The 19439-nt window shown below is 39.7% G+C and carries 12 protein-coding genes; 7 read left to right on the forward strand and 5 right to left on the reverse strand.

Features of this window, described 5'->3' with window-relative positions:
- Positions 1 to 30: 30 nt before the first annotated feature.
- Positions 31 to 1515, reverse strand: coding sequence for a DUF3500 domain-containing protein (locus tag ACYVFA_RS00005; RefSeq protein WP_460469722.1), 1485 nt, complete (start codon positions 1513 to 1515; stop codon positions 31 to 33).
- A 247-nt stretch (positions 1516 to 1762) separates the two neighbouring features.
- Between ACYVFA_RS00005 and ACYVFA_RS00010 the strand changes: the two genes are divergently transcribed.
- From ACYVFA_RS00010 to ACYVFA_RS00035, 6 genes are all read left to right on the forward strand, one after another.
- Entirely contained in the window at positions 1763 to 3100 is a 1338-nt protein-coding gene (locus ACYVFA_RS00010) for a Gfo/Idh/MocA family protein (protein ID WP_460469723.1), read from the forward strand.
- Between the two features lie 289 nt (positions 3101 to 3389).
- On the forward strand, positions 3390 to 3782 hold the full coding sequence (locus ACYVFA_RS00015; protein WP_460469724.1) for a response regulator: 393 nt from the start codon (positions 3390 to 3392) through the stop codon (positions 3780 to 3782).
- 11 nt (positions 3783 to 3793) lie between these two features.
- Positions 3794 to 7927 (forward strand): ATP-binding protein, encoded by a 4134-nt coding sequence (locus tag ACYVFA_RS00020; RefSeq protein WP_460469725.1) that lies wholly within the window; start codon positions 3794 to 3796, stop codon positions 7925 to 7927.
- Between the two features lie 104 nt (positions 7928 to 8031).
- The gene (locus tag ACYVFA_RS00025; protein ID WP_460469726.1) at positions 8032 to 8634 is read left to right on the forward strand and encodes a hypothetical protein; all 603 of its coding nucleotides are present in this window, start codon (positions 8032 to 8034) and stop codon (positions 8632 to 8634) included.
- 42 nt (positions 8635 to 8676) lie between these two features.
- Positions 8677 to 9312: an NUDIX hydrolase gene (locus ACYVFA_RS00030; protein ID WP_460469727.1), complete on the forward strand. Its 636-nt coding sequence runs from the start codon at positions 8677 to 8679 to the stop codon at positions 9310 to 9312.
- A 79-nt stretch (positions 9313 to 9391) separates the two neighbouring features.
- A complete protein-coding gene (locus ACYVFA_RS00035) occupies positions 9392 to 9991 on the forward strand; it encodes a hypothetical protein (RefSeq protein WP_460469728.1) in 600 nt (199 codons plus the stop codon).
- Between the two features lie 74 nt (positions 9992 to 10065).
- Here ACYVFA_RS00035 and ACYVFA_RS00040 read toward each other — a convergent pair whose 3' ends face one another.
- The 4 genes from ACYVFA_RS00040 to ACYVFA_RS00055 all read right to left on the reverse strand — a co-directional run bounded on the left by ACYVFA_RS00040 (position 10066) and on the right by ACYVFA_RS00055 (position 18534).
- Positions 10066 to 12705: an FtsX-like permease family protein gene (locus ACYVFA_RS00040; RefSeq protein WP_460469729.1), complete on the reverse strand. Its 2640-nt coding sequence runs from the start codon at positions 12703 to 12705 to the stop codon at positions 10066 to 10068.
- Positions 12706 to 12787: 82 nt separating this feature from the next.
- A complete protein-coding gene (locus ACYVFA_RS00045) occupies positions 12788 to 15433 on the reverse strand; it encodes an ABC transporter permease (protein ID WP_460469730.1) in 2646 nt (881 codons plus the stop codon).
- Between the two features lie 81 nt (positions 15434 to 15514).
- On the reverse strand, positions 15515 to 18199 hold the full coding sequence (locus tag ACYVFA_RS00050; protein WP_460469731.1) for an ABC transporter permease: 2685 nt from the start codon (positions 18197 to 18199) through the stop codon (positions 15515 to 15517).
- A complete protein-coding gene (locus tag ACYVFA_RS00055) occupies positions 18196 to 18534 on the reverse strand; it encodes a PadR family transcriptional regulator (protein ID WP_460469732.1) in 339 nt (112 codons plus the stop codon). Before ACYVFA_RS00055 ends, ACYVFA_RS00050 begins: the two co-directional genes overlap by 4 nt.
- A 202-nt stretch (positions 18535 to 18736) precedes the next feature.
- Here ACYVFA_RS00055 and ACYVFA_RS00060 point away from each other — a divergent pair, with 202 nt between their 5' ends.
- Positions 18737 to 19231 carry a GyrI-like domain-containing protein gene (locus ACYVFA_RS00060; RefSeq protein WP_460469733.1) on the forward strand — a complete coding sequence of 165 codons (495 nt, stop codon included), beginning with the start codon at positions 18737 to 18739 and terminating at the stop codon, positions 19229 to 19231.
- Positions 19232 to 19439: the final 208 nt, after the last annotated feature.

Raw genomic sequence — 19439 nt, forward strand, 5'->3', positions numbered from 1 at the left:
GTTGGAATGACCAATATCTCTATGGTATCATTAACAATATTTAAATGCGTTTAACCTGGTATTATAAGGAATCCTTGTAATGGTATGTGTATGGTTATAAGAGGCGATACCTGAGCCTACCGGATTTTCCATAGCATATTCAATCCAGAGATAAGGATTATAGACGCGATAATAAAACTGGGTAGTAGCACTTGGTGTATCAACCTGGTCTTTCCAGGCAAAATAGGTATTATCTATGTTTTTCTCAATCAATGCCCACCATTTATCCGCAAACTCGGTTTTCATATTGTAGACATACTCTTTCATAATTGCCACTACATTCGCTTTAGTAGCAGTGCTCATATCTGAGTATCTCAAACCATTTGCAAATGCAGTATAGCTATAAGTACCTTTGTAAGGGTCGGTTTGTCCGGCCTGAGCTGCCGGGCCTGCACTCATAGCACTTGGTGAAGCCGCTGTTACCGCCAAACTTTTTTCAGTCGAAGTCATGGCATTATACATAGTAAGGCCTAGTTCTCTTTCATCTTTGACTATATCAAAGGCAGTACCATTATAAGTGCCAGCGCAAGGTTCACATGCTATAAATGCCGGAACAATACTCACATTATCACCATGCACCAGAAAGTTGATAGCACAGTGGTGCCCGTCTAATTGAAAACCCCATGAACCACTTGAGGCCGGGTTACCATATAAATCCAACCAGTAATAGTTAGGGTCCCACATACCTGCATTGAGGTTGTTCAGATAGGCTTCTGCCAGTGTCGTAATTTCATTTACTTTCTTATAGCCTGCCTCACTCAAAAAGGCTTGTAGCAATGTTTTGAATAGGATTAATTGTGTGCTGCTCAAATCTCCATAACGAAGTGCGCCACGCGCGGACCCTTTGGCAGGGGTATTATGCCAATACGTAAAGCCAAGGATTGAGGTATTATCCAGACATTTCGCTAAGGCACTTATCTGAGCAGTAGTTAATGAGTTTCTGAAATTAATCATGGCAGTTTGTAGCGCAACAATACTCGCACTAGTTGAAGCAGCCACCGTTCCGGGAGTAGTACAAGAAGGAATAGCCGCATAAGAATCTGTATTAGTACCACTACTGGTTGATGCGGCTACGGTCAATACCAACGTACAAGACTGGCCACCCAAACTAATAGCAAAAGAAGCTGAACCTTCTGTATCAGGAGTACCTGCAATAGTAAATGTCGCCGAACCCGCATCACTCGATAAGGTACCTGCCTGTAAAGTGGCTGTGAGACCTGTAACTCCGGTTGAAGAAATGGCGATTCCTGACGAATAAGCTGCACCATTACCGCCCGTGTAAGGGACTATAGCCGTTCCTGAATAAGTAGTACCCTTAGTAGAGGTAGCTGAAAATGTTGCAGATGCACAGGCTAACGCATTGACAGAGGCAGTTGTAGGTGTTACATTACCTGTGCTCTCTTCTGACTTACAGCTTTGCAACAAAACTAATACAAATAAAGAGATATAAAGAAATAGCTTTGGGCTGGTACGCATAATCATTATCGGTTTGATTGTACCTATAATGACGCTGACATATAGGCTGAAGTTGTTTTCGAAGGACGGAAATCGGTGATTTGAAGGAATGTATCGGTGAAATAATAAAGAGCATATACTAAGCCTCTCAGTTAAATTGAGGCATCAGATCTTTTCTAATTGCTATATTCTCAACTCATCTATCTTGAAATATTATCATAATCTCATTTTAATTTTCTATTTTTGAATAAATAAACAATACCTACCTATGATTAACGACCGCAGAAAATTTTTAAAAAATCTAAGTAAAACTACCCTTGGCGCTGCCGCCATCGCTTCTACTCCACTCATTGAAACGCAAGCTGCTACCAACTCTAATACTGCCGCTAATGTTGTAAATGTCGCACTGATTGGTGTACGAGGCATGGGCTGGGCAGATTTGCATTCTTTTCTTAAAAATGCTGATACGAAATGTATTGCCTTATGTGATGTAGACGCTGATTTACTGGCCACCCGAGCAGCCGAAATAGAGAAAAAATTTGGCAATAAGCCACAGACCTTTAACGACCATCGGGAGTTACTCAAAGTAAAAGACCTGCAAGCCGTAATGATAGGCTCGCCTGACCATTGGCATTGTATTCATGCCTGTGATGCCCTTGCTGCCGGAAAAGATGTATATGTAGAAAAACCTATTTCACTGAATCCGGAAGAGGCTGATTTGATGGTGAAGATGGTAAGAAAACATAATAGAGTGCTACAGGTAGGCCAATGGCAACGCAGCGACCGCCATTGGATTGAAGCCCTGAAAGAACTAAAATCAGGCTCAATCGGCAAAGTAAGACAGGTGAAAGCCTGGGCAGATGTAAACTATGGCAGAGATTTTAATGTAGTGCCCGATTCGGAAGCACCCAAAGGTGTGGACTATGACCGTTGGTTAGGGCCCGCTCCAAAAAGACCATTTAATAAAAACAGATTTCATGGTACATTCCGATATTTCTGGGATTATGCCGGTGGATTAATGACTGACTGGGGTGTGCATATGCTGGATATGGTGTTGGCAGGTATGGATGCTAAAGACCCTAAATCGGTAATGGCCATTGGTGGGAAACTTGCTTTCCCGAATGATGCAGCCGAAACACCTGATACTTTGACTACCGTTTATGATTTTGGTCATTTCAGTCTGGTTTGGGAGCAGTTTATGGGTATGGGTACCTCGCCTTATCTGGATGATGTGAGCGAACCTGGAGTGGCTTTTATCGGAGAGAAAGGTATTCTGGCTATCAATCGTGCTCATTGGAAGATTCTTCCATTGGAAGACAATGGCAAATATCTAATGAACCCTATGCCTCCACGTAGAAGCTGGGATTCAGGTCTGGACGCACATACCAAAAACTGGCTTGAATGCATCAGAGACCGCAAAGATCCTAATTGTACTATTGAAATGGGTAGAAACACAGCAATAGTAGCCCAATTAGGAAACATTGCTTATCGAACAGGTAAAAAACTGGAATGGGATGCTGACAAACGCCAGTTCAGCAATGATACTGAAAGCAATAAGTTGCTGAAAGCCCATTATCGTACGCCCTGGGAATTGCCAAAGGTTTGATTTATAGGATAAAGAGTAAAAGGATTTACTTGCTTAAAATAGATTGACAAAAACTTAATTTATTTTAGGCAAGCGCGCTCTCCATCTCTTCCCTTCGCTCCATGCAACTACCTAATGTTTCACGCACTCTTCCCTCTGCTCCCTTCTGCGAATAATTTCATACCCTTTTTTTGAAAGGAAACAAAAAATATATAATTTTGATTGTGGGTATAATTACTACCCTACCATTCACCTGAACCTAAAAACTTACCCTGCTTAACCATCTTAGTATTTTCAGCTAAATCCGATAATGCAGAGAATTATTGTCTTTCTGATTGACGACGATATAGACGACCAGGAAATTTTCACATTTATTTTTTCGGATGCTTATCCGCTAGCCGAATGTGTATTTGCAGACGATGGTCTATATGCCTTAGAGAAATTGCAAGATGTTTCATTTAATCCCGATATCATTTTTATTGATATTAATATGCCTCGTCTGAACGGACTGGAGATTCTGAAAGAACTCAAAAAAATTGAGCGTCTTTCTGAAACGCCCGTTTATATGTATTCTACTTCTAAAGAAAATGTGGTTGTGGAAGAAAGTATAAGACTGGGAGCTACGGGTTTTATTAAGAAACATATTGATACTGACGACGCAAAAGAAGAGTTTCGAAGTATTATTGCCAAGCTCAAATTGTAAAAGAAAAGCTTATGTCTGAAAAGAAAATCCATGAGTTCCTTGCCGGGGGCGGAGAAATGGGAGAACGTATCCGCAACTTCGACTGGAGTAAAACCTCATTGGGGAGTCCTGAGCATTGGCCACAGGAGCTAAAAACCTGTGTGCGTATCATGCTCAGTTCGCAACAACCTATCTGGATAGGCTGGGGTAAAGACCTGATTAAGCTTTATAACGATACTTATATTGATATTGTGCGGGGTAAACACCCAAACTCGTTGGGTCAACCAGCATCGGTTGTCTGGAAAGACATCTGGAAAGACATTAGTCCCTTGCTTTCAAAGGCCATGCAGAAAGACGAGGGTACATATGTGGAGTCACAGTTGTTGATTATGCACCGAAGTGGCTATCCCGAAGAAACCTATTATACTTTTTCATATACTCCTGTATTGGGTGATGATGATAAACCCGCAGGTATTATCTGTTACAATACTACTGATACCGAAAAAATCATCAACGAGCGTTCGCTCAAAACTTTACAGCAATTAGATAGCCTTGTTCAGAAAAAAACCGAAAGGGAAGTATACAAACAGGCAGCCAAAGCCGTTGAGTTCAATCAATGGGATTTCCCCTTTGCGCTCATATACAAAATAAACGACGAGGGAGATACCGGAGAGCTAGTAGCGACGGCAGGATTTGAAGAAAAGCACGCTACTTTGCCTGGTATTGTTGACATAACTAAACCGACTGCTAATACTGAAAATTTCTGCAAGGCTGTTACCGAAAACAGGCTGGTAGAATCCGAAAATAATGGCCGTTGGGGGAATTTACCTAAAGGTGCCTGGGATATTGACCCGCATCATTTCATTCATGTGCCTATCAGGGGGGCAAATAAGAAATTCCCGCTGGCTATTCTGAGTATCGGTTTGAATCCTTACCGACAATTTGATGAAGTCTACAAAAACTTTATTCAACTCACTGCCGACCAGATTTCTTTAGGTGTCAATAATGCTATTGCCTATGAAGAAGAACGGAAACGGGCAGAGGTACTGGAGGAATTAGATAAAGCCAAAACCCTGTTTTTCTCAAATATCAGTCATGAATTCCGTACGCCCATTACGCTGATGCTAGGGCCTCTGGAAGAATTACTCAACAAGCCTGATATTCACCTAAGTGCTTACGAAAGGCAACACGTAGAAGTAACCCACCGCAATGCCTTGCGCCTGCTGAAACTGGTAAACACTTTACTCGATTTCAGCCGGATTGAAAGTGGTAGGCACCAGGCGCATTTTGTGCCTACCGATATATCAGCTTATACTAAAAACCTTGCTTCTAATTTCCGCTCGGTGATGGAAAAAGCCGGGCTGGAGCTGATTGTTGAAGAAGGTACTATAAAAGAGCCTGTTTATCTGGATAAACAGATGTGGGAGAAGATTGTATTCAATCTATTATCTAACGCTTTTAAATATACGTTAAAAGGTCGTGTAACAATTAGCCTGAGCACACATGGGCCAAACATTTTGTTGAGTGTAGAAGACACAGGTGTCGGGATTCCGGCTAAAGAATTGCCACATATGTTCGACCGCTTCCATCGGGTGCAGAATACAGCAGGTAGAACGCACGAAGGAACGGGTATTGGTTTATCACTGGTAAAAGAGTTGGTGCAGTTGCACAATGGAGAAATAAGTGTAGAGAGTAAAGAAGACGTAGGGACTAAATTTACTGTAAGCATTCCGATAGGCAAATCTCATTTACCTGCTACACAGATACAGGAAACCACTGATTATATAGATACTATTTCTAATGTTTATGTAGACGAGGCTACCTCTTTTTTAAAAGATGAATTGGAAAAGGCCACAACAGAACCAAAAGCTTTTGATGCCAGTCTGGCAACGGTTCTGATTGTAGATGATAACACCGATATGCGCCAGCATATTGAGTCTATTATCGGCACTAAATACAATACACTTACCGCAGGCAATGGTGTAGAGGCGTTACAAATTATTAAACAACATCAACCATCCTTGATTCTGAGTGATATTATGATGCCTGTGATGGATGGGATTGAGTTGTTGAAAGCAGTAAAAGAGAATCGCGAGATAGCGCATATTCCGGTCATATTAATTACTGCCCGTGCCGGAGAAGAATCAAGAATAGAAGGCTATGAAACAGGGGCCGATGATTATATGACCAAGCCCTTTTCGGCCAATGAGCTATTATCTAGGGTAAAATCGCAGATAAAAATTGCCCATGCCCGTCAGGAAGTGGAACAAAGACTGAGAGGATTCTTAATGCAGGCACCTGCGGCTATTGCCATTCTTGAAGGCCCAGAACACGCCTTTAGTCTAGCTAATACCAAATTTCAGCAATTAATTGGCCGTTCTCCTGATGAGCTTTTAGGTTATGGTCTGAAGCAATTATTCCCGGAACTTGAGGGGCAAGGCATTTATGAGATATTCTCTTATGTCTATAACAGTGGTGAGCCTTTTGCTGCCAACGAGTTTTTCGCTTCTTTTCTGTATGAAGGCAATATCCGTTCGGGTTTCTGGGATTTTATCATTTATCCGATAAAAAACGAAAATGGGATGATCAACGAGTTGATGTTGCACGTGATTGAATCTACAGCACAGGTTGAAGCCCGCAAGAAAATTGAAGCCAGTGAAGAGCAGTTCAGAACGTTGGCTGAAACCTTACCACAATTAGTCTGGATGACCGACCCACAAGGTAACCAGCAGTACGCTTCTGCTCGTTGGGTTGAATATACAGGTTATGAATCATCGGCAGAAAACTGGGTAAAAACTTTGCATCCAGATGACTTTGACAGGATGTCCAGAGCATGGAATCATAGTTTAACTACGGGCGATACTTATAAAATTGAATTAAGGCTCAAAAACAAGAATGGTGAATATCGCTGGCATTATGGGCAAGGCGAGCCTATCCGTAATGAACAGGGAGAGATTCTCAACTGGATTGGCACTTTCATGGATATTCATGAGCAGAAACTCTTTACCAATAAGCTGGAAACTATTGTTCAGGAGAGAACTGCTGAGCTTCTGGAGAAAAACACAGCTCTTGAAAACTCTGAATCGTTCTTACAGCAATTAATCGATTCTTCGGTAGAGTTCATCATGGTTATAGACAAAAATCTGAAAATCATGACAATCAATAAACGGTTCGAAGAAGGAATAAATAGACCCAAAGAGGAAATTCACGGCCAATATTTATTTGATTATAATCCTAAAGCCAAAGATACCATTGAGCATGAAGCCATTCTGAAAGCCTTACAAGGAGAAACGGTTCATTTTGATAAAAGGCGCTCTATTGCCCACGAGGATTTTTTCCTGGATACGTACTTTATTCCGCTGACGATTCAGAACCAGATTGAAGGCGTAATCATTATGTCGAGAAATGTAACAGATATTGTACATTCTGAAATCATGCTCGAAGAAAAGAATAAGGCACTTGAAAACTCGAACAGAGAGCTTGAATCATTCAATTATATTGCCAGTCATGATTTACAGGAACCTCTACGAAAAATCAGAACCTTTATTCACCTGATTGAAAAAAGTGGTTTTGATAGTGAAAGCTCCCGGAAATATTTCGAAAAAATCAACTCCTCTGCCCAGCGCATGAGCGATTTGATTCAGTCGGTATTGACTTATAGCCGACTATCTAAAACAGGCGAAGACTTTGTAGAAACTGATCTGAACAAAATACTATTAGAAGTACAAACTGATTTTGAATTATTGATTAAAGAAAAGAATGCTACGATTAAGACTGGTAAATTACCGGTTATCAAAGCCAATACTTTGCAGATTAATCAGCTTTTCTCTAATCTTATCAGCAATTCGCTTAAGTTTTCAACCGAAAAGCCGAAGATTACCATCTCGTCAAAAATAGAAAAGGGTAAGCAGGTAAATCTATTAGCTAATCTGGATCAATCGTTTGTCCATTTGATATTCAAAGATAATGGTATTGGTTTCCCCGATGAGTTTAAGGATAAAATCTTTAATCTTTTCCAACGCCTGCATGGTAAGTCTGAATATTCAGGAACGGGCATCGGGCTTAGTATTGTGAAGAAAATAGTTGAGCAACATAAGGGCTTTATCTCTGCTGAATCAGTAGATGGTGAGGGGGCGACTTTTCATATATGGTTGCCGGTTGAATAACTATTTAGTGATTTAGCGAATGCGTGATTGTGTGATTGAGCGGTCGCCGTGTGGTGATTATTAATGCGTGATTAATTATTATAAATATTTAAATGTTTTGCCAGATGAAAAAAGTTATTTCTTATGTATGCCTAGCCGGGCTGTGCGTTTTTCTTTTCAGTTGCGAAAGCGAATCAAAATCTCAAGAAGTTGACATCATTGAAAAAGCCATTGAATCTTCAGATACTGAAGCAAGATATGGAAGTACCCCCGATGTACTTAATAAAATATATGAAGAATTACTCAAAAAGGATACTACTTTAGCTAAATTAGATGGGACAATAGATTTATTGATCTATGAAAAAGACAGACTTGAAAAACCTTTCAAATCGTATGACGAAAAGAATACAGTTTATTATGACAATGCAAATGCTCTTTTAAATAGTTTTAGCGACTCAGTTTTAAAACAGAAATATGCAGCCATGATTCAGAAAAGTCTGGAGAGCTATCACAATAAAACACAAGACTTAAGGGATGTTATTAATGAGCATGATTTGAAAACAAAGAAAATTGAAGAATTGAGATCTATCTTAAAAATTACAAAAACATTAGTCTATATAGAAAAGTATCAGAATAAATCTAAGCCAAATAAGGACACTTTGCTTAATATTGACAAAAAGTTAGATAGTAAAATAAATGAAATACAGAAGTTTATACCCAATTACTAAGTAAATTATCTGTTTATCACCTTAAATTCTACCAAATTAAACATGAACCCACTCAACTGGTTGCTTGTTGCTCAGCGTCTGCAAGCATTAGCGCAAACCGGATTGGCTTATTCGGAAATTGAATATGACCGCGAGCGTTATCAGGAAATCAATGACATTGGTCAGCAGATTCTGGCGCAATTGAGTAATGTTGATATTGAACATATCATTCAACTCACCCCTGACGAAACAGGGTATCGTACACCCAAAGTGGATATACGCGCCATCGTTTTTCGTGGAACTGACGAATTACTGATGGTACAGGAGAAAATAGACAATAACCGCTGGACAGTGCCGGGCGGATGGGCAGACATTGGCTATACGCCCTTTGAAGTAGCCGAAAAAGAAGTATGGGAAGAAACCGGACTCCAAGTAAAAGCTACACGACTATTGGCGGTATTCGATAAGAAAATGCATCCTCATCCGTATCAGCCGTGGTATGTCTATAAATTATTCATCCTATGCGAAGTAACAGGTGGTGAATTATTAACCCAAACCAACGAGACTTCGGGAATAGGCTGGATATCTCAAAAAGAACTGCCGAATCTATCCCTATCGACTGACAGAGCTACTTACTCACAATTAGAAAAGATGTTTGAGTTTCAGGCTAATCCTGATTTACCTACTTTGTGTGATTAGTATATGAATAGTAGGGAACTTCAAATACTATAATTATGAATCTTTTAGATTTAAATCAAGACAAAACTTTGCTTAGGCTATGGCTTTAAAAAACTGCTTTTTGATATTTTCACTTTCAATCGTTTTACTTTCATGTAATAGAAAACAAAGCCAGTTATTTTCTTATCCACCCAATACAAAACCACTAGTCAATGGGAAATTTTTGGATGTATCCTATATAGAATGTCTGCATATACTTGAGTTTCTTTATTGCCTCCAGCAAGACCCAAATTCACAAGAGCTTTATAAACGGATAAAACCAAAAACTGATAGTCTCGTATTTGGGCAATATATTTTAAACTATACCGATTATAGGTTCAGATTATATCCCATGCCTGTTAGTCAGGAATTTGCCATTGAATATTGCAAGTGGAGAGGTGCGGTAGTAACACATTTGAAGAATTTTGGAGAAAAACGTCCACATACACTATATCATGATATAATCACGCAAAACAAAGAAGCCAAATTTATTATAAAATATAGCATTCCTACAGCGGAGGAATTACAAATACCTTACAAGTATAAAACAGAATTTAAGAATTATGACACGAGATTCATGACTTATGAGGTGCTAAATCAGGAATCAACAGATACAACTAAACTCTATCTTTTAAGATGTATTGCTACTATTGAAAGATAGTGTTTGCATGAGGCAAAGGGCATAGGACAACTTTTTCACCCTGTGCCCCATGCCCTCTGCTCCATGCTCCCAACTTACTCAATCTTCAAAGACTTTATCGGATTCAGTAAAGCGGCTTTGATACTTTGAAAACTAACTGTCAGCACTGCAATGCCTATGGCCGATAATCCTGCTACGGCAAACATCCACAGTTGAATATCAATAGCATAGGCAAATTCTTTAAGCCATTGACTCATGGCCCACCAACCCAACGGAAAAGCAATGATGGTAGCGAATACAACTAACCAGAGAAAATCTTTAGATAATAACACTACTACTCCTGCAACCGAAGCACCTAAGGTTTTACGGATACCGATTTCTTTGGTACGCAATTGCGCTACATAAGCCGACAATCCGAATAATCCTAAGCAGGAAATAAAGATGGCGAATATGGCAAAAACTTTCATAATATTCCCGATACGTTGTTCGGAATCATACAGATGAGTTATTTTTTCGTCCAGAAATGAATAACTGAATACGCTATTAGGTGAAACACGTGCTACTGTATTCCGGGCGGCTTCTATGGTTTCAGTTAAATGATTGCCTTTTACTTTCATCAGAAAATAAGTGGTTTCCCTTGGGAAATTCGCAATGACCAATGGTTCAACAGCGTTGTGAAGCGAGGCAAAATTAAAGTCTTTGGCGATGCCCACGATTTCACCCGGCTTATCCCAGAAAACTAATTTCTCTCCTAAAGGATTTTTTATTTTAAAGGCTTTTGCTGCTGCTTCATTTATAATAAATGTTGGCGGAGAATTGTCAGCATTTCTCAGAAAGTTTCTTCCCGATTTTAGATCAATTTTCAGTACAGACAATAAGTTTTCGTCTCCAAACACAAAGCGCATTTGTACGTCTTCCTTCGGTTTCGACTCCAGACTAAGCATATCCATGCCTATTCTATCACCCGGCAAACTGGAAGTTAAGCCTACTTGTGTGATAGATGCATTTTTTAGTAATTCATTTCGTATGGTATTCACCTTGTCGTGCATATCTCCATAAAGTTTAAAAGCTACTACCTGCTCCTGCTCAAAACCTAGTTTCTTGTTCTGAAAGAATTTCATTTGCTGATATACCACAATGGTACTGAAAATCATAAACACTGAAACCACAAACTGAAATACAATGAGCCCTTTGCGAACGATTGTCACTGATGAGCCCATCAGTTTTTTACCTTTTAATGACTTTATTGGTTCAAAACTTGAAATAAACCATGCAGGATACATACCAGCCACAAAGCTGATAAAAACTACAATGGCTACCATTGTGAGGATATTGACAGGTGTGAATAAAGTCAAGACAGAAAGGTTTTTGGCTGTCAGATCATTATAAAAAGGCAAGGCTAGTATAGATATCAACAAAGCTATGGCAGCTGCAACAAGGGTCATTAAGGTAGATTCACCTAAGAATTGCTTAATCAGTTCTAATTTTCTTGCCCCTAATACTTTGCGCACTCCTACTTCTTTCATGCGGTTGAAAGCCTGTGCAGTAGCCATATTGACAAAATTAACTGATGCCACCAAAAGGATGAGCAATGCTACTATTGAGAAAATATAGACATATAATATATCACTGTTTGGTCCCATTTCTTTTTCGAAATGTGAGTATAAATGAATATCTGTTATGGGTTGCAGATACAGTTTCCGGCTTTTCAGAATATCATCGCGCTTCTCACCATTAGCTTCAAAAAATTTCAGCATGAATTGTGGGATTTTGGTCTCTACGCTCGAAGCTGATACATTCTTATTCAATACGATGAAATTATAGAATCCAGACCAGGTTTTACTTTTGAGCCTATCCTGCACAGGTTCTTTATAAATGGTAGACATGGAAATCAGGTAATCAAAAGTCAGGTGCGTTGGGAATGAGAAATTCTCGATTACCCCAGTCACCATCAACAGGTGATTATCTAAATCATCCTTAATATATTTTCCTATCGGGTCTTCATTACCAAAGTATTTCGTAGCCATGTCTTCGGTCAATATAATGGCATCCGTCTGGCTCAAGGCAGTTTTTGGATTCCCTTTGATAAAAGGCAGATCAAATACTTCTGTTACGGTTGAGTCAGCATAAAACCCGCGTTTTTCTTCAAACTGTCTGACATCACTGGTAGATGATGCCTTATAACTAAATACGCGATCAGGATAAGGACGATTAAAACGGGCAACAGTCTGAATAGCCGGAATTTCCTTTTGCATTTCAACGGCTATTACGGGGGCTGTGGCTGTCCAGCGACGAGTATTTTCACCAATATTTTCCATGTTAATCCGATAAATACGGTCGGCATTGGCGAAGCCTTTGTCGTAACTCAACTCATCTTTCACATGCAGGATAATCAATAGCACACAGGCTAAACCCAAAGCCAGTCCCATAATAGTCAGTGAGCTATTGAGGCGGTGCTGTAATAAAGTTCGAAAGGCGATTTTAAAGTAATTTCGTAACATAGTAATAGCTAAATTTGAGGTTTCATAATATTGTTTTTTCTTCCGACGGCGAACAAAAGGCGGTAGCACTGTAAGCACACTAATCACATAGCGAACATCTGCCCGGAACGTTCCATGTTTTTCACACCAATAGACATACATTTCCTCCAAATCCCCTTCTACCTCCTCCAAAGTATCTTCGGGGTGGAAGCGGGAAAGTAGCGTATGTGCCCATTTGGGAGGTGTGTTTTTCATAATTTTATATTTTGGCATGGGGCATGGAGCAGAGGGCATGGGGCAAATTTCCATCCTATGCCCCATGCCCTTTGCCCCTTGCTTATTCACTTTTCAAAGACCTCACCGGATTGACCATTGCGGCCCGGATTGACTGGAAACTGACGGTAAACAGGGCAATTGTGATGGCTAAGATGGCCGCTCCTATAAATAGCCATGCACTGATTTCGATGCGATACGGATAATCTTTTAGCCATTCGCCTACTGCATAATAGGCCGCCGGAAAAGCAAAGACAAATGAAAGCGCTACCAGTTTCAGGAAATCGGAGGATAATAACTGAACAATGCTACTGACTGAGGCACCTAATACCTTACGGATACCTACTTCTTTCATACGGCGCTCGGCTGAAAGGGTAGCTAAGCCAAATAAACCAATGCAGGAGATAAAAATGGTAAGTATCGCACCAAATAGTAGAATCTGTCTCCATTTAGCCTCCGATTCGTAATTCTTCCGGTTTTCTTCATCTATAAACTTATAGACATACGGATTAAACGGAAATAACTTTTTATAAGTAGCCTCGAGATGGTTTAAACTGGCTGTTTCAGAACCCGGTTTGATTTTTAAGAAGACTTTACCGTATTCCTGGCTTGGCTTCATGGTAAATAACTGTGGCCCTATTTCTTTATTCAGGGCATTATAATGATAATCCTTCACCACACCTATTACCTGAAACTTCTCATTATTTTCATACCAGAAATTTACATCTTTCCCTATCGGATTTTTCCATCCTGCTTTTTTGACAAAAGCCTCATTGACCACCACTGCATGCATCGAATCGCTCGGAAAATCGCCTGAAAAATTGCGGCCTTTTACTAGTGGAATTTTAAAAAACGGCAAATAACCAGAATCTATAACATTGTAGTTGAAGTCTATCATGGTTTCACCATTGACTTTAGCTACTGTTCCCCAATTCCCGCCATTTTTAGGTACGACTGCCTGAATATTCGGGTTTTTCATCAATTCATTACTCAATAACTTAAACTCTTTCAGGTTTAACTCTCTTTTGGTTACACTAATCACGTGCTTATCGTCATAACCTAAATCTTTATGTGTCAGGTAGTCGAATTGTTGGTAGATAGTCAGCGTGCCGATAATCAGAAAAGACGCAATAGCAAATTGCAAAACCACTAAAGATTTTTGCAGATAGTTTTTCCCTGACAAATTAAATCGACTATATAAGGTTTGCACAGGACTGTACCCTGATAGTACCAGTGCCGGATAGAAACCTGCCAGTAAGCCAGTCAGAATCAGGAGTAATACATAGGAAACAATTAATTGAACATCAAATAAAAGGTTAATGGTTAATGCTTTATTTGCCAGTTGGTTAAATGTAGGTAATACTGCCCATACCAATAAGAGCGCAAACACAAATGCAAAGAAACATAGCAGGAATGATTCGCCTAAAAACTGTAAGGTTAATTGCATTCTGCTACTACCCACTACTTTGCGCACCCCAATTTCTTTGGCTCTTTTGAGCGAACGGGCTACCGTAAGGTTCACGAAGTTGATGCAGGCAATAACCAGAATAAATAAGGCAATACCCGATAAAATATAGCCATAAATCGGATTACTTCTGTCTTGCAGGCCATTATCTGCCGGTAATTCTTTACTGAGGTGCATTTCTGTAAAAGGCTGCAAGGCATACTCCACTTTATTGACAACTCCAAACTCTTTGGCTACATGTTCAATTCCTTCTTTGGCATCAGCTACATAAACTTTATTCATTTTAGCTTCTACTCTGGCAGGATTTGCCTTAGGATTAAGCACCACGAAGGTATTCAGAAACACATTAAACCAGGTATTACTATTCGTGTATTCTTTTCCATCAACCACCATAGGTAGAAGTACGTCAAACTTGATGGAAGAGTTTTGCGGACATTTGGCAGCTATTCCGGTTACAGTATAGGGTTCGAATTTGGGCTTGTCCTCAACCGTATTTTTAAAATAAATGACTTTGCCTAATGCATCCGTTGTGCCGAACTGGCTTTCAGCCATCTCTTCTGAAATGACTACCGATTTAGGGTCTTTGAGTGCTGTTTTAGGATTGCCGCTTAAGAGTGGAAAAGTGAAAACAGAAAAGAATGAAGTATCTGTGAGGTATACTTGCTGGCTTTTTATTTCATTGCCTTGTTTCATGTCTTTCGTATTCCCCTGATAACGCACAAATGTTTGTATTTCAGGCACTCCGGCCGCAAACTTGGGGCCTTGCTGATAACCAGTATTGCCAACACGCTCTTCTAATACGCCTTTGGGTGTAATACGGTTGCTGGTAATTCGATAAATGTTTGGATTATTGGCCTGAAACTGGTCGTAGCTTACTTCGTCTTTGGTATAGAGCAGAATGAGCATAGCAGCGGCCAGACCGATGCTTAAACCTAATACATTGATGCCTGAATAAACCTTGTTTTGAGCAATGGTTCGAAAAGCGATTTTGAAATAGTTTCGTAACATAGCAGGGTGAAGGATTGAAGTTTGATAATAGCTTTTTTCTTTTTTTCTTCTCAATACAAAAGGTGGCAAAACGGTCAGCACGCTCAAACAATAACGCAAGTCTGACCAGAATTTCCCGGACTTCTGAAACCAATAAGCATACAGTTCTTCCAAGTCACCTTCTACTTCTTCCAGAGTTTCCTCCGGATGAAAGCGGGTGAGTAAATATGTTACCCATTTGGGAGGGGTGTTTCTCATAATTTTATATTTTGGCAGGGGGCATGGAGCAGAGGGCATGGGGCAATTTTACCCTCTGCTCCATGCCCTCTGGCCCCTTGCTCACTCATTTTTTAATGACCTAACCGGATTCATCATGGCTGCTTTGATTGACTGGAAACTTACAGTAAACAGGGCAATCATAATAGCTAATACAGCTGTGCTCACAAACAACCATGCACTGATTTCTATACGATATGGATAATTAGTCAACCATTCACTCACAGCATAATAAGCTGCTGGAAAGGCGAATACAAACGAAAAAGCAACCATTTTCAGGAAGTCAGATGAGAGTAATTGAACAATGCTACTTACTGATGCACCTAATACCTTGCGGATACCAATCTCTTTAGTACGACGCTCGGCTGAAAGGGTTACCAGACCGAATAAGCCAATACAGGAAATAAAGATGGTAAGAATAGCCCCAAAAAGCATAATTTGTTTCCATCTAGCTTCTGAGCCGAATCTAGCCAGATTATCCTCTTCCATGAACCAATAACTATAAGGGGTTAGTGGAAACAGCTTTTTAAAAGTTTTCGCTACATGATTCAAGCTGGCTGTTTCAGTACCAGGTCTGATTTTCAACAATATTTTCCCATAACTGTTGTCGGGTTTCATTGTAAATACTTGTTGACCTATCTGCTGATTTAAACCTGCAAAGTGATAATTTTTTACTACTCCTATTACTTTATATTTCTTATTTCCATCATTATGAAAATTGATTATTTGCCCCAATGGCTCTTTCCAACCTGCTTTTTTTACGAAAGTTTCGTTAACCAGAACAGATTCTGTTGAGTCAGACGGAAAATCGGCGGAGAAATTTCTGCCTTTTATAAGCGGAATTTTTAGTGTAGAAAAATAACTCGCATCTATCGTTTCATAGATAAAGCTCAATTGGGTGTCGCCATTAATTTTAGCGGCATCAAACCAAGTGCCTCCATTTTTAGGCGCTACTGCCAGAATATTCGGGTTTTGCAATAATGCCTCTTTCCATACGCTCATTTCGCTCCGGTTCAGACCTGGTTTTTCAACAATAATCACTTCTTTATCATTATACCCCAGATCTTTGTTTATCAGGTAATTGAATTGTGAATAAATACTCATAGTGCCAATTACCAGAAATGAGGCAATTGAAAATTGCAGTATAACCAGGCTCTTTTGAAGATAACCTTTCCCCGAGAGATTAAACCGGTTATAGAGTGTCTTAACAGGGCTATAATTGGATAACACAAGAGCAGGGTAAAAACCCGCCATTAATCCAGTTATGATAAACAGGCTCATATAAGCCCCAATTAATGTACTATCAAACAAATAAGAAAGCGACAATGCTTTGTTTGATAGTTGATTAAAAGTGGGTAATACCACTTGTACTAATAGTAGAGCAAAGCTGAATGCTATCAGGCACAACAGATAAGATTCTCCTAAAAACTGGAGAATCAATTGCTTTCGTCCCCCGCCTACTGCTTTTCTGACACCAATCTCTTTGGCACGTTTCAATGAACGCGCCACTGTCAGATTAACAAAGTTGATACAGGCTATCAGCAATATAAAAATAGCTATACCTGATAGTATATACGAAAACATCGGATTACTTCCGTCTTCTAATCCATTATCAGGAGGTAAAGCTTTATTGAGGTGAATGTCGGTCAATGGTTGAAGCCCATACTTAACATAGCCACTCTTGCCCTGTGTCTGAGCCATTTCTTTAATTACATCTTTTGCATCAGTCACATATATCTGATTCATTTTACGCTCAATAGTTTTAATATCTGCGTTTGGCTGTGTCAATACAAAAGTGTTAAGCGAAATATTAGACCAATTATTTTTATCTTCTATTATGCCTTTTTCAACCATCAACGGTAGTAACAAATCAAATTTAATGGTAGAGTTCTGCGGACATCTTTTAGTAATTCCGGTTACGGTATAAGGTTCAAATTTGGGATTGTCGCCATAAGCATCTTTTAAATAAATGATTTTCCCCAGCGCATTCGTTGTTCCAAACTGTTTTAGCGCTACATCTTCTGAAATCACTAATGCGCGTGGGTTTAGCAAAGCAGTTTCGGGATTTCCATTAATAAAAGGGAAAGAAAATACAGAGAAAAAGGTCGGGTCAGCTTCAAAAACTATTTGTTTTTTTACATCAAGTCCCTGCTTTATATTCTGCCATCCTGCTTTGTAGCGAACATAATGCTGTATTTCAGGAATACCTGCCATAAATTTGGGTCCCTGCAAAAACCCTGTAATGCCTTGTCTGTATTCCAGTCCACCCTGGCCATTGTAAGAATCAAAAAAAATTCTGTGGATATTCGGATTATTCGTGTGAAAGCGGTCATAGCTTATCTCGTCTTTTGTATACAACATAATGAGCATGGCAGCGGCCAGACCGATGCTCAAGCCCATTATATTGATAGCAGAATAGGCCTTGTTGTGCGTAATGGTTCGAAAGGCAATTTTGAAATAGTTTCGTAACATAGCAGGATTAAGGATTGAAAGTTTATAATAGCTTTTTTCTTTTTTTCGTTTGCGGACAAAGGGTGGTAAAACCGATAGCACATTCAATAAATATAATAGGTCAGCCCGCCATTTGCCCGATTGTTGAGCTCGATAGACATACAGTTCTTCTAAATCTCCTGTTACTTCTTCCAGGGTTTCTTCCGGATGAAACCATAGGAGCAAACGGGTTAGCCAGCGGGGTGGCGAAACCTCCTGATTCATTGGGTCTTGCTCGGTCAAGTCAGGCTTTTTCATAGTCCACTCAGGCGAAGGGTATGTGGTGGTATCATTTGCCATAGTCCCTGGCGCAACTCGTGCACTTCCTGTAAGGTTCTGCTACCCAAAGCCGTTACTTTAAACAGGCGCTTCCGGCGGCCTCCTCTTTCGTTGGTAGCCCCACCCAATTCTGAACTCACAAAGCCTTTTTCCTCTAAACGAATAAGAGTATTGTGTACCGTACCAAAGGCCACTACCCGCCCCGTATGTTCTTCCAAAGCCTGATTGACTGATACGCCGTAAGCTTCCTTATCCAGAATGGCCACCATGAGTAAAACCATCTCTTCAAATTCGCCCAAATTTGCTCTATGCATAAGACTAGGTGATTAGTTTCTATTTTGTCGTACAAATATAATGCCATATGGCAAAAACGGCCTTACAGGCCATTCTGAGGCATATTTACATAAAAGTGTCCGTCCGCTGGCGGACAAAATATGTCCACTTGCGGACGGCGGACATTCACTTTTTACTTTGAAGAAATAAGCTTATTTTTGACAGATACATCTATCAAAATTTATGATAAAGCCCAGAATCGAAACATTACCAGAAAAGAAACTGATAGGCAAACACCTGACAATGTGTTTTGCTGATAATAAGACAGGTGAATTATGGAGAAGTTTTATGCCCAACCGCAAAGCTATCACGAATGCTGTTGGCGCTGAACTTTATTCTCTGCAAATATATACGCCTGAGTTTTTTAAACCGTTCAATCCAACCGCCTCTTTTGAGAAATGGGCAGCCGTTGAGGTAGCGGATTTTGATACTATTCCGGAAGGGATGGAATCTTTTACATTGGTGGGTGGACTATATGCGGTTTTTCTGCATAAAGGCTCGAGTAATGATACGAGTATATTTCAATATATATTCAGCACATGGCTGCCGAATTCAGAATATTTGCTTGATGATCGACCGCATTTTGAATTGCTAGGTGCGAAATACAAAAATGCTGACCCGGATTCGGAAGAGGAGATATGGGTACCGATAAAGCGAAAGATGAGCAATTTTATATAGAATTTTATAGAATTTTTTTAAATTCGCATCTGATTCTTGCTTGATGTGGATATTGAAGTTTTATTAAAAGACCAAAGTTCTTTTGAAAAATCTTTTTTATTATTTGTTGGCTAAAATCTAAAGACTCTGGTGGCTAAAAAATTATCGACTTCTCTAAATTTCCAATATCTTTTCTGCTTTTGAAGAAATCTTCAGGCGCTTAAAATAA

The organism is Emticicia fontis, from assembly GCF_054779675.1.

Excerpts from the sequence above, each read along its gene's own strand:
- ACYVFA_RS00020 (WP_460469725.1), top strand. The coding sequence starts at position 3,794 with ATGTCTGAAAAGAAAATCCATGAGTTCCTTGCCGGGGGCGGAGAAATG.
- ACYVFA_RS00010 (WP_460469723.1), top strand. The coding sequence starts at position 1,763 with ATGATTAACGACCGCAGAAAATTTTTAAAAAATCTAAGTAAAACTACC.
- ACYVFA_RS00030 (WP_460469727.1), top strand. The coding sequence starts at position 8,677 with ATGAACCCACTCAACTGGTTGCTTGTTGCTCAGCGTCTGCAAGCATTA.
- ACYVFA_RS00005 (WP_460469722.1), bottom strand. The coding sequence starts at position 1,515 with ATGCGTACCAGCCCAAAGCTATTTCTTTATATCTCTTTATTTGTATTA.
- ACYVFA_RS00015 (WP_460469724.1), top strand. The coding sequence starts at position 3,390 with ATGCAGAGAATTATTGTCTTTCTGATTGACGACGATATAGACGACCAG.
- ACYVFA_RS00025 (WP_460469726.1), top strand. The coding sequence starts at position 8,032 with ATGAAAAAAGTTATTTCTTATGTATGCCTAGCCGGGCTGTGCGTTTTT.
- ACYVFA_RS00045 (WP_460469730.1), bottom strand. The coding sequence starts at position 15,433 with ATGAGAAACACCCCTCCCAAATGGGTAACATATTTACTCACCCGCTTT.
- ACYVFA_RS00035 (WP_460469728.1), top strand. The coding sequence starts at position 9,392 with ATGGCTTTAAAAAACTGCTTTTTGATATTTTCACTTTCAATCGTTTTA.
- ACYVFA_RS00060 (WP_460469733.1), top strand. The coding sequence starts at position 18,737 with ATGATAAAGCCCAGAATCGAAACATTACCAGAAAAGAAACTGATAGGC.
- ACYVFA_RS00040 (WP_460469729.1), bottom strand. The coding sequence starts at position 12,705 with ATGAAAAACACACCTCCCAAATGGGCACATACGCTACTTTCCCGCTTC.
- ACYVFA_RS00050 (WP_460469731.1), bottom strand. The coding sequence starts at position 18,199 with ATGAAAAAGCCTGACTTGACCGAGCAAGACCCAATGAATCAGGAGGTT.
- ACYVFA_RS00055 (WP_460469732.1), bottom strand. The coding sequence starts at position 18,534 with ATGCATAGAGCAAATTTGGGCGAATTTGAAGAGATGGTTTTACTCATG.